The following is an 11,779-nucleotide window of genomic DNA, read 5'->3' as shown; positions in this document are numbered from 1 at the left end:
AGTGACATGGATTCTTAATGTCCTCGGACAATAAATGAATACCAAGTCTCTGAGTGAACATACGTAATTCATTACGAAGTTTAATTCACGAGCATCAAACTTAAATTGAAGAGTTTGATCATGGCTCAGATTGAACGCTGGCGGCAGGCCTAACACATGCAAGTCGAGCGGCAGCGGAAAGTAGCTTGCTACTTTGCCGGCGAGCGGCGGACGGGTGAGTAATGTCTGGGAAACTGCCTGATGGAGGGGGATAACTACTGGAAACGGTAGCTAATACCGCATAACGTCGCAAGACCAAAGAGGGGGACCTTCGGGCCTCTTGCCATCAGATGTGCCCAGATGGGATTAGCTAGTAGGTGGGGTAACGGCTCACCTAGGCGACGATCCCTAGCTGGTCTGAGAGGATGACCAGCCACACTGGAACTGAGACACGGTCCAGACTCCTACGGGAGGCAGCAGTGGGGAATATTGCACAATGGGCGCAAGCCTGATGCAGCCATGCCGCGTGTATGAAGAAGGCCTTCGGGTTGTAAAGTACTTTCAGCGGGGAGGAAGGCGTTGAGGTTAATAACCTCAGCGATTGACGTTACCCGCAGAAGAAGCACCGGCTAACTCCGTGCCAGCAGCCGCGGTAATACGGAGGGTGCAAGCGTTAATCGGAATTACTGGGCGTAAAGCGCACGCAGGCGGTCTGTCAAGTCGGATGTGAAATCCCCGGGCTCAACCTGGGAACTGCATTCGAAACTGGCAGGCTAGAGTCTTGTAGAGGGGGGTAGAATTCCAGGTGTAGCGGTGAAATGCGTAGAGATCTGGAGGAATACCGGTGGCGAAGGCGGCCCCCTGGACAAAGACTGACGCTCAGGTGCGAAAGCGTGGGGAGCAAACAGGATTAGATACCCTGGTAGTCCACGCCGTAAACGATGTCGACTTGGAGGTTGTGCCCTTGAGGCGTGGCTTCCGGAGCTAACGCGTTAAGTCGACCGCCTGGGGAGTACGGCCGCAAGGTTAAAACTCAAATGAATTGACGGGGGCCCGCACAAGCGGTGGAGCATGTGGTTTAATTCGATGCAACGCGAAGAACCTTACCTACTCTTGACATCCAGAGAACTTTCCAGAGATGGATTGGTGCCTTCGGGAACTCTGAGACAGGTGCTGCATGGCTGTCGTCAGCTCGTGTTGTGAAATGTTGGGTTAAGTCCCGCAACGAGCGCAACCCTTATCCTTTGTTGCCAGCGGTCCGGCCGGGAACTCAAAGGAGACTGCCAGTGATAAACTGGAGGAAGGTGGGGATGACGTCAAGTCATCATGGCCCTTACGAGTAGGGCTACACACGTGCTACAATGGCGCATACAAAGAGAAGCGACCTCGCGAGAGCAAGCGGACCTCATAAAGTGCGTCGTAGTCCGGATTGGAGTCTGCAACTCGACTCCATGAAGTCGGAATCGCTAGTAATCGTAGATCAGAATGCTACGGTGAATACGTTCCCGGGCCTTGTACACACCGCCCGTCACACCATGGGAGTGGGTTGCAAAAGAAGTAGGTAGCTTAACCTTCGGGAGGGCGCTTACCACTTTGTGATTCATGACTGGGGTGAAGTCGTAACAAGGTAACCGTAGGGGAACCTGCGGTTGGATCACCTCCTTACCTTAAAGAACCTGCCTTTGCAGTGCTCACACAGATTGTCTGATGAAAAACAGCAGTAAAAATCTCTGCAGGCTTGTAGCTCAGGTGGTTAGAGCGCACCCCTGATAAGGGTGAGGTCGGTGGTTCAAGTCCACTCAGGCCTACCAAACTCCTTTTAAAGGATGAGCGGTACAGAGATTGCAAACGATGGGGCTATAGCTCAGCTGGGAGAGCGCCTGCTTTGCACGCAGGAGGTCTGCGGTTCGATCCCGCATAGCTCCACCATCTTTTACTGCGAACCCAAGAAAACTTCAGAGTGAACCTGAAAAGGTGCACTGCGAAGTTTTGCTCTTTAAAAATCTGGATCAAGCTGAAAATTGAAACGACACATCTTTAAGGTGTGTTCGAGTCTCTCAAATTTTCGCAATCAGAAGTGAAACATCTTCGGGTTGTGAGGTTAAGCGACTAAGCGTACACGGTGGATGCCCTGGCAGTCAGAGGCGATGAAGGACGTGCTAATCTGCGAAAAGCGCCGGCGAGGTGATATGAACCTTTGACCCGGCGATGTCCGAATGGGGAAACCCAGTGTGATTCGTCACACTATCGTTAACTGAATACATAGGTTAACGAGGCGAACCGGGGGAACTGAAACATCTAAGTACCCCGAGGAAAAGAAATCAACCGAGATTCCCCCAGTAGCGGCGAGCGAACGGGGAGCAGCCCAGAGTCTGAATCAGCTTGTGTGTTAGTGGAAGCGTCTGGAAAGTCGCACGGTACAGGGTGACAGTCCCGTACACGAAAATGCACAGGTTGTGAACTCGAAGAGTAGGGCGGGACACGTGGTATCCTGTCTGAATATGGGGGGACCATCCTCCAAGGCTAAATACTCCTGACTGACCGATAGTGAACCAGTACCGTGAGGGAAAGGCGAAAAGAACCCCGGCGAGGGGAGTGAAATAGAACCTGAAACCGTGTACGTACAAGCAGTGGGAGCACCTTCGTGGTGTGACTGCGTACCTTTTGTATAATGGGTCAGCGACTTATATTCTGTAGCAAGGTTAACCGTATAGGGGAGCCGAAGGGAAACCGAGTCTTAACTGGGCGTTAAGTTGCAGGGTATAGACCCGAAACCCGGTGATCTAGCCATGGGCAGGTTGAAGGTTGGGTAACACTAACTGGAGGACCGAACCGACTAATGTTGAAAAATTAGCGGATGACTTGTGGCTGGGGGTGAAAGGCCAATCAAACCGGGAGATAGCTGGTTCTCCCCGAAAGCTATTTAGGTAGCGCCTCGTGAACTCATCTTCGGGGGTAGAGCACTGTTTCGGCTAGGGGGCCATCCCGGCTTACCAACCCGATGCAAACTACGAATACCGAAGAATGTTATCACGGGAGACACACGGCGGGTGCTAACGTCCGTCGTGAAGAGGGAAACAACCCAGACCGCCAGCTAAGGTCCCAAAGTCATGGTTAAGTGGGAAACGATGTGGGAAGGCACAGACAGCCAGGATGTTGGCTTAGAAGCAGCCATCATTTAAAGAAAGCGTAATAGCTCACTGGTCGAGTCGGCCTGCGCGGAAGATGTAACGGGGCTAAACCATGCACCGAAGCTGCGGCAGCGACACTATGTGTTGTTGGGTAGGGGAGCGTTCTGTAAGCCGTTGAAGGTGTGCTGTGAGGCATGCTGGAGGTATCAGAAGTGCGAATGCTGACATAAGTAACGATAAAGCGGGTGAAAAGCCCGCTCGCCGGAAGACCAAGGGTTCCTGTCCAACGTTAATCGGGGCAGGGTGAGTCGACCCCTAAGGCGAGGCCGAAAGGCGTAGTCGATGGGAAACAGGTTAATATTCCTGTACTTGGTGTTACTGCGAAGGGGGGACGGAGAAGGCTATGTTAGCCGGGCGACGGTTGTCCCGGTTTAAGCATGTAGGCGGAACGACCAGGTAAATCCGGTCGTTTATTAACGCTGAGGTGTGATGACGAGGCACTACGGTGCTGAAGTAACAAATGCCCTGCTTCCAGGAAAAGCCTCTAAGCATCAGGTAACATCAAATCGTACCCCAAACCGACACAGGTGGTCAGGTAGAGAATACCAAGGCGCTTGAGAGAACTCGGGTGAAGGAACTAGGCAAAATGGTGCCGTAACTTCGGGAGAAGGCACGCTGATATGTAGGTGAAGCCCCTGCGGGTGGAGCTGAAATCAGTCGAAGATACCAGCTGGCTGCAACTGTTTATTAAAAACACAGCACTGTGCAAACACGAAAGTGGACGTATACGGTGTGACGCCTGCCCGGTGCCGGAAGGTTAATTGATGGGGTTAGCGGTAACGCGAAGCTCTTGATCGAAGCCCCGGTAAACGGCGGCCGTAACTATAACGGTCCTAAGGTAGCGAAATTCCTTGTCGGGTAAGTTCCGACCTGCACGAATGGCGTAATGATGGCCAGGCTGTCTCCACCCGAGACTCAGTGAAATTGAACTCGCTGTGAAGATGCAGTGTACCCGCGGCAAGACGGAAAGACCCCGTGAACCTTTACTATAGCTTGACACTGAACACTGGTCCTTGATGTGTAGGATAGGTGGGAGGCTTTGAAGTGTGGACGCCAGTCTGCATGGAGCCGTCCTTGAAATACCACCCTTTAATGGCTGGTGTTCTAACGTAGACCCGTAATCCGGGTTGCGGACAGTGTCTGGTGGGTAGTTTGACTGGGGCGGTCTCCTCCCAAAGAGTAACGGAGGAGCACGAAGGTTAGCTAATCCTGGTCGGACATCAGGAGGTTAGTGCAATGGCATAAGCTAGCTTGACTGCGAGAGTGACGGCTCGAGCAGGTGCGAAAGCAGGTCATAGTGATCCGGTGGTTCTGAATGGAAGGGCCATCGCTCAACGGATAAAAGGTACTCCGGGGATAACAGGCTGATACCGCCCAAGAGTTCATATCGACGGCGGTGTTTGGCACCTCGATGTCGGCTCATCACATCCTGGGGCTGAAGTAGGTCCCAAGGGTATGGCTGTTCGCCATTTAAAGTGGTACGCGAGCTGGGTTTAGAACGTCGTGAGACAGTTCGGTCCCTATCTGCCGTGGGCGCTGGAGAATTGAGGGGGCTGCTCCTAGTACGAGAGGACCGGAGTGGACGCATCACTGGTGTTCGGGTTGTCATGCCAATGGCACTGCCCGGTAGCTAAATGCGGAAAAGATAAGTGCTGAAAGCATCTAAGCACGAAACTTGCCCCGAGATGAGTTCTCCCTGAGACTTTAAGTCTCCTGAAGGAACGTTGAAGACGACGACGTTGATAGGTCGGGTGTGTAAGCGCAGCGATGCGTTGAGCTAACCGATACTAATGAACCGTGAGGCTTAACCTTACAACGCCGAAGATGTTTTGGCGAAGAGACAGACACGATTTTCAGCCTGATACAGATTAACAGAATTTGCCTGGCGGCTTTAGCGCGGTGGTCCCACCTGACCCCATGCCGAACTCAGAAGTGAAACGCCGTAGCGCCGATGGTAGTGTGGGGTCTCCCCATGTGAGAGTAGGGAACTGCCAGGCATCAAATAAGTGAAGAGGCCATCCGGAAGGATGGCCTTTTTGCGTTTCTGCGCTGCACAAACAGATCCCCCAACGCCCTGCTTATACGGTAAACTACCTGCGTTTTTGCATCAGGATAGCGTCTATGAACCACTCCCTTAAGCCCTGGAATACCTTTGGCATTCAACGCAATGCTAATCAAATTGTACGTGCCGATACTGCACAGCAGCTGCTGGATGCATGGCAAAGCGCAACAGAAAATAACGAACCCGTACTGATTTTGGGCGAAGGAAGTAATGTCCTGTTTCTCGACGATTTTGCGGGAACGGTGATTATTAACCGCATCATGGGAATTGATGTGGAAGAGCGTGCCGATAGCTGGCATCTGCACGTGGGTGCCGGAGAAAACTGGCATCACCTGGTGCAATTTACCCTCGAAAAAGAGATTCCGGGTCTGGAAAACCTTGCGCTTATTCCAGGCTGCGCCGGCTCGTCACCCATTCAGAACATCGGCGCCTACGGCATCGAACTGAAGCACGTCTGTGACTATGTCGACTGCATCGAATTGGCGACCGGAACGGCCAAGCGTTTAACGGCAGAACAGTGCCGTTTTGGCTATCGTGACAGTATCTTCAAGCATGAATATCAGGATCGCTACGTGATTGTCGCCGTGGGCCTGCGTCTGTCGAAGAACTGGCAGCCCGTATTGACCTACGGGGATTTAACGCGTCTCGATCCGGCTACCGTTACCGCACGCGACGTTTTTGACTCGGTTTGCCATATGCGAATGACCAAACTTCCCGATCCCAAAGTTAACGGAAATGCAGGAAGCTTCTTCAAAAACCCGGTGATCGGCGGCGAAAATGCCCGACGTTTTCTGGAGGAGTGGCCAACCGCGCCACATTACCCTCAGGCGGATGGCAGCGTGAAGCTGGCAGCAGGATGGCTTATCGATCAATGCCAGCTAAAAGGCACTTCAGTCGGCGGGGCAGCCGTTCACCGACAGCAGGCTCTGGTGCTGATTAACCAGCGCGATGCAACCAGCGACGATGTGGTACAGCTGGCTCATTATGTTCGCCAGCGTGTGGGCGAAAAATTTAACGTCTGGCTGGAGCCAGAAGTCCGCTTCATTGGTCGCACAGGTGAAGTCAACGCCGTGGAGACTATCGCATGAAGGACAATACGATCCCGTTAACCCTGATTGGTATCCTGGCGGATGGTGAATTCCATTCCGGCGAGCAGCTGGGTGAACAGCTTGGCATGAGCCGCGCCGCCATTAATAAACATATCCAGACGCTTCGCGACTGGGGGGTTGATGTGTTCACGGTTCCCGGAAAAGGGTACAGCCTGCCGGAGCCGATACAATTATTGAATGAAGACACGATCCGCAGCCAGATTGGACACGGTAATGTGGCGGTGCTGCCGGTGATTGATTCGACGAACCAGTATCTGCTGGATCGTCTGCCTGAGCTGAAATCCGGCGATGCCTGCGTTGCTGAGTATCAGCAGGCCGGTCGCGGCCGTCGTGGCCGCAAGTGGTTTTCCCCCTTTGGTGCCAACCTCTATCTGTCTATGTACTGGCGACTCGATCAGGGCCCGGCCGCAGCCATTGGCCTGAGTCTGGTCATCGGTATCGTTATGGCGGAGGTGCTTCACGATCTGGGGGCGGATCAAGTGCGTGTTAAATGGCCTAACGATCTGTACCTCAACGATCGTAAACTTGCCGGCATTCTGGTCGAACTGACGGGCAAAACGGGCGATGCGGCGCAAATCGTCATTGGCGCGGGCCTCAATATGGTGATGCGCAATGTCCAGAATGATGTGGTTAATCAGGCCTGGACTAACCTCCAGGAGGCGGGGATCGTCATCGATCGTAACACCCTTGCCGTACGTATGATTAAAGAGCTGCGCAGCTCGCTCACGCTTTTTGAGCAGGAAGGGCTGGCACCGTTCCTGTCGCGTTGGGAAAAGCTGGATAACTTTATCAACCGCCCGGTGAAATTGCTGATTGGTGATAAAGAGATCTACGGCACTTCCCGCGGTATTGACGCTCAGGGCGCGCTGCTCCTGGAGCAGGATGGCGTGATCAAACCCTGGATGGGCGGTGAGATTTCCCTGCGGAGTGCCGAATAATCGGATGGAGTGAATGATGCGAAAAACCGTCTGCGCGACGCTGGCCGTCATGATGAGCGTGTTGTTCTCACCCCTCTCTCAGGCGGGTCAGGCCTGGGAGAGTTATAAGGCACGCTTTTTCAAACCGGAAGGCCGCATTGTCGATACCGGCAATGGCGGCGTGTCGCATACGGAAGGTCAGGGATTTGCCATGCTGATGGCAGTGGCCAACGACGATAAGGCCACGTTCGATAAGCTCTGGCAATGGACAAACCGTGAGCTGAAGAACAAAGAGAACGGTCTGTTTTACTGGCGCTATAACCCCGCAGAGTCCAACCCGGTCGCTGACAAAAACAATGCCGCCGATGGCGATGTGCTGATTGCCTGGGCGCTGCTTAAAGCCGATGCCCGCTGGCACGAAAAACGCTACGGTGCCGCATCGGATGCCATTACAAAAGCGCTGGTTGCCCATAGCGTCATCCGCTATGCGGGTTACCGCGTGATGCTGCCCGGCGTCCAGGGATTTAAGCTTGACGGTGAAGCGATCCTTAACCCTTCCTACTTCGTGTTTCCGGCCTGGCAGGCCTTCGCCGGGCGCAGCCATTTACCGGTCTGGCGTGAATTGATCAAGGACGGGAAGCGCCTGCTGGGAAAAATGGGCTCGGGTAAAGCGGATCTGCCCGCTGACTGGGTCTCGCTGGCATCAGATGGCAAGCTGGAACCTGCCAAAAGCTGGCCGCCGCGGATGAGCTATGACGCGATTCGTATTCCGCTGTATCTTGCCTGGTCTGATAAGCAAAGCCCGCTGCTGGCGCCGTGGAAAACCTGGTTTGGGCAATTCCCCCGGGAACAAACGCCCGCCTGGGTTAACGTCATGACCAACGAATATGCGCCCTACATGATGGAAGGCGGGCTGTTGGCTGTACGCGATTTAACGATGGGACAGTCTTCCGGAGAACCCGAAATTACCTCTAAAGACGACTACTATTCGGCAAGTCTGAAAATGCTGGTGCGGATTTCGGCGCAATAACAACGCACTGACTATCCCCTCTCCCTAATGGGGAGAGGGTTAGGGGTAAATCAGTTACTGCGGATACGGTACCCAATCCCCGCCGTTCAGGCGAACGTACGGTTTGTTCTGATACTGAATGACGACCGCGTTGGCGTTCTCAGAGACTTCTGCCGTTTGCGGCAGGTTGCTGGTGAGCTGATCCCAGTTCACGCTATCTTCCACAAACAGCTTCCCGTCAACGGCACGGGCAACCAGTTCAGAGATCGCCAGATAGCTGGTCGGCTGGGTGATTTCAATCGGTGCGCCCTGATGGGGTGCTTTCATACCAAAGAATTTAATGCCAGCAGGCACGTTGGTGATGGACGGGCTTGGGATATCACGCAGACCCGACACCTGCATTCTGTCGCCTTTCAGCGCGCCGCCGTGCTCAGGTACCACAACCACCATCACTTTACGGCCTGATTTTTCCAGCTCCGTGAAGAACGCGTCCAGCTCGTCGAAGAACTTCTGCGCACGCACTTTATAATCTGCCGTTTTGCTCACGCCCGGGAAATGGTTACCGTCGTGGAGCGGCAGGGTATTAAAGAAGGTCGCACTGCGCGGATTACTGTCTTTCTCGATGGTCTGAAGCCAGCGCTGCAGCACGGCGGTATCGTCATAAACCGGCGAGCCGTCGAAGCCCAGCAGAGTAACGGGAAGACCAGTTTGATCCATCAACGGCGCCTGCATACCACCCTGTTCACGCACCTCTTTCAGGAAGTTACCGAACTGGCCGTTATGTCCCAGCATCAGATGCTGCGTAAAGCCCAGTTTGGCGAGGTTATCAAACAGATAACACTGATTGCCGGCAGGCTGATACAGATTCTTATGCGATGCCTGACCGCAGCTTGCACGCAGCAGGCGGATTGCTGCCGGGCCGCTGTACGAGGTGGCAGAGTTAAAATCTTTAAACTGAATGTCGAAATGCGACCACAGCGGATGGGACATCAAACCGGCTGCATCCACGTCGGCCCATGAGAGAGAGCAGATGTTGATCACCAGCAATTCAAACGGCTGAGCATCCGCCGGCAGCGCGTCCGGGAATTTGGTCTGTCGCTTGTCTTCCGCAGTGTAGAAGCTGGAGAGCCAGGCGTTCAGGTTTGTGGAGGTCGGCGGTGCGGTCTGGGTTGGGATATCGCCCACTACAGGCGTATCGCCAGCCGTGGTAACGGTTGCTGCTGCGCTTCCCCCTGTGGTGGTCACCGTGGTGGTCGGTTGACCAGCAGGCCACAGCGAAAAGCCCGGACCAGCCAGCGTCAGCACGTTCAGCCAGATCATAATCGCGACGACGAAGACCGTGATGCGGATCCACTGTGACAGGAACAGCCAGGCAACCAGCAGCACAAATACCGCGCCAATCATCTGCCAGTTAATAAACCGCTCGGTCAGATCGAGGACATAGCTGGCGCTAAAGCCTGCCACCTGCGACCCCTGGCTCATAATGCTGTCCGGCCCCGGTAACCAGGTATCATGCCAGAACAGCGCAAAGCCGACAGGGATGGCTATCCAGTGACGCAAGCGATGCAGCCTGATATTCGGCAGGGGCATCAGCAGGAAGGCCATAAACACCAGGTTAAGAAGGGGATGGAAATTCAGATAGCCTGCCCACAGCAGACCAAACTTCACCAGAAAGTAGAAGTTCCAGCCGGAAAGGCCGCGCCAGTATTGCCAGAGCGGCGAGGGTGACGAAGCGGTATAGGTAGAATTAGTCATGTTTTCGGTCTGCCTTGACGTGTGATGCCCGTGTCAGTGTTCCGGCTGGTTTTACATAGCGAGGTTTTATAAACAGCACTCTGGCCGTATCACGGATACGACGTATGGAATGGCGTGCATAGTAGCCAAGCGGGAAAAAAATCAGCGCACAGAATATAACCAGTTGGATGATATCGCTGATATTCATGATGGTGCGTTCTCCGCGTTGTCCGTTAATAAGCGAAGGGGCTCCGGAACCCGGCGCCAGATATGGCCATCATGTCTGGCATTGAGGATCGGTTTCGCATCGCTCTTAATTGCGAGCGGTTTAGCCCATTGTTCAGGCTGGAGCGCACGCATCTGTACCAGCTCCGCGCTGATCGTATTATCTTCGAACCAAATCATACGGTTCGAGAAAATATCCCCGGTAGGCAGGGGGAAGATATGGTTTAGCGCCGTATCGAGATCGTTGACCCGGCAGAAGGACAAAAACAGTACCAGGCGATTGTCGCCAATGGTCATGATATCTCCCGTACGGTTGGGGCGACACAAGGTGAGCGCCTGTTCAACGCGGATACCCGGTACAGGACGCAGGGCAACCATAACCCCTTTTCCGTCTGCAGGAAGAAGCGTATTGCTCATCATATTGCCGACGGCGTCGCAGAAGGTATCCCATTTTTGATATCCACGCAGCTTCATCGGCTGCGTCATAGAGAGCAGCGTGGAAATGTCTTCCGGTACATGGCGGCTAAACTGCTGGCCCTGAACACTTTCGATCAGCGTCAGGCAGCGTGACAGCGGCGCATTCCACGGAATAACCATATTTGCCCCGCAGCCAAGAAGCAGGCGCTCATCGGTGGCGCGCAGGCTGGTATTGTTTTCGCGCACGATGATTTTTAACGCGCTTCCGCGCTGGCGGCGCAGGGTGTGGATTTGCCTTGCCAGCGTCTCAATCTGGTTATTCTGCATCAATGAGAAAATAAGGGTCGCCGCCTGGGTTGTGCGGGCTTCGTGGAAAAGGTCTTCGTTAGATTCAAACAGCGACCAGTTTTCCGACAGGGCCGGTGCCCCCTCTAAAACCGCGATATGGCTCAGGATACGTTTTTCATCACTGCGCGGTTGCACCACGGTCTCTTCCTGCTGTGCCAGGTGCCACTTACCCTCGATATGTTTCAGCGTAAGTTGTTGTCTGGCGCTCACGCCTTTTTCATTACACCAGAATGCAATATCGTAGAGATAGCTGCCCACCTGGTCACGAACGCTTGCCAGACCGAACAGAGAACGATATTCACCCATTAAAAGTGAGAACAACTTGTCATTATTACTGCCGGGATTGACTATCAGTAGCGTGCAATTTTGAAATTTTGCCCATTTATTGATTTTTTCCAGCCAGGGCAGCAGTTTTTCAGCAGGGATATTTTGCAGGACGTTATTTGCACATTTAAGAATCACTAAATAGTGATCCGGATCAATAGTGCACTGAACGTCGCGGGACAAAAAGTATAGACTATCGGCTTCCGATGTCATGGAAAATAATCGCACCGTCTGAGGGCCGCGATCGTTTTCCAGCGTGATAATTTTCTTCGGATCTTCGCCCATGCTAATGACAGCCACGCGGGAATCCTTATCCTGGGCAGCAATTGTCTGGTTTACCAGACTGATAGCATCTTCATTACGGTCCGTATTAATCCACCAGACTCCTCCGACTGGCATGTGGCTCAATTCGTCCCATAATGACTGGATGCCAATAGAAAATATGGAGTCCACGGTGTCCCTCT

6 protein-coding genes, 2 tRNA genes and 3 rRNA genes are annotated in these 11,779 nt (G+C 53.6%); 8 read left to right on the top strand and 3 right to left on the bottom strand.

The genetic code is table 11. The annotated features are described in order from the left end of the window. Nucleotides 1-102: 102 nt before the first annotated feature. The 8 genes from BFV67_RS21060 (at nucleotide 103) to BFV67_RS21025 (ending at nucleotide 8,288) form a co-directional block, all read left to right on the top strand. Nucleotides 103-1,644, top strand: a 16S ribosomal RNA gene (locus tag BFV67_RS21060). 69 nt (nucleotides 1,645-1,713) lie between these two features. Further along, a tRNA-Ile gene (locus BFV67_RS21055) sits at nucleotides 1,714-1,790 on the top strand. A gap of 42 nt (nucleotides 1,791-1,832) precedes the next feature. Next, nucleotides 1,833-1,908 (top strand) — tRNA-Ala (locus BFV67_RS21050). Nucleotides 1,909-2,078: 170 nt separating this feature from the next. Beyond that, a 23S ribosomal RNA gene (locus BFV67_RS21045) occupies nucleotides 2,079-4,982 on the top strand. A gap of 69 nt (nucleotides 4,983-5,051) precedes the next feature. Beyond that, nucleotides 5,052-5,167 (top strand): 5S ribosomal RNA (gene rrf / locus BFV67_RS21040). Together the 16S, 23S and 5S rRNA genes with 2 tRNA genes alongside form the textbook arrangement of a ribosomal RNA operon. Before the next feature lie 124 nt (nucleotides 5,168-5,291). Then, nucleotides 5,292-6,320, top strand: coding sequence for a UDP-N-acetylmuramate dehydrogenase (gene murB / locus BFV67_RS21035; protein WP_023294773.1), 1,029 nt, complete (start codon nucleotides 5,292-5,294; stop codon nucleotides 6,318-6,320). Then, the gene (birA, locus tag BFV67_RS21030) at nucleotides 6,317-7,279 is read left to right on the top strand and encodes a bifunctional biotin--[acetyl-CoA-carboxylase] ligase/biotin operon repressor BirA (RefSeq protein WP_069598869.1); all 963 of its coding nucleotides are present in this window, start codon (nucleotides 6,317-6,319) and stop codon (nucleotides 7,277-7,279) included. Before murB ends, birA begins: the two co-directional genes overlap by 4 nt. 16 nt (nucleotides 7,280-7,295) lie before the next feature. Continuing rightward, complete coding sequence (locus BFV67_RS21025) at nucleotides 7,296-8,288, top strand: family 8 glycosyl hydrolase (RefSeq protein ID WP_069598868.1); 993 nt, start codon at nucleotides 7,296-7,298, stop codon at nucleotides 8,286-8,288. Nucleotides 8,289-8,342: 54 nt separating this feature from the next. Here the strand turns inward: BFV67_RS21025 and bcsG are convergent, their stop codons facing one another. From bcsG to bcsE, 3 genes are read right to left on the bottom strand one after another with little or no spacing between them, the layout of a single operon-like run. Then, nucleotides 8,343-10,022 (bottom strand): cellulose biosynthesis protein BcsG, encoded by a 1,680-nt coding sequence (gene bcsG / locus BFV67_RS21020; protein WP_008503239.1) that lies wholly within the window; start codon nucleotides 10,020-10,022, stop codon nucleotides 8,343-8,345. Continuing rightward, on the bottom strand, nucleotides 10,015-10,212 hold the full coding sequence (gene bcsF, locus BFV67_RS21015) for a cellulose biosynthesis protein BcsF (protein WP_024908822.1): 198 nt from the start codon (nucleotides 10,210-10,212) through the stop codon (nucleotides 10,015-10,017). The genes bcsG and bcsF overlap by 8 nt, the downstream gene beginning before the upstream one ends. After that, a complete protein-coding gene (gene bcsE / locus BFV67_RS21010) occupies nucleotides 10,206-11,768 on the bottom strand; it encodes a cellulose biosynthesis c-di-GMP-binding protein BcsE (protein ID WP_023326268.1) in 1,563 nt (520 codons plus the stop codon). Before bcsE ends, bcsF begins: the two co-directional genes overlap by 7 nt. Nucleotides 11,769-11,779 lie beyond the last annotated feature (11 nt).

This window comes from Enterobacter roggenkampii, assembly GCF_001729805.1.
Taxonomy (GTDB): Bacteria; Pseudomonadota; Gammaproteobacteria; order Enterobacterales; family Enterobacteriaceae; genus Enterobacter; species Enterobacter roggenkampii.
Note: the sequence above shows the minus strand (reverse complement) of the source record. Positions and strands in the feature narration are given on the sequence as shown.

Coding starts and splice junctions, on each gene's coding strand:
- BFV67_RS21025 (WP_069598868.1), top strand. CDS start 7,296: ATGCGAAAAACCGTCTGCGCGACGCTGGCCGTCATGATGAGCGTGTTG.
- bcsG (WP_008503239.1), bottom strand. CDS start 10,022: ATGACTAATTCTACCTATACCGCTTCGTCACCCTCGCCGCTCTGGCAA.
- murB (WP_023294773.1), top strand. CDS start 5,292: ATGAACCACTCCCTTAAGCCCTGGAATACCTTTGGCATTCAACGCAAT.
- birA (WP_069598869.1), top strand. CDS start 6,317: ATGAAGGACAATACGATCCCGTTAACCCTGATTGGTATCCTGGCGGAT.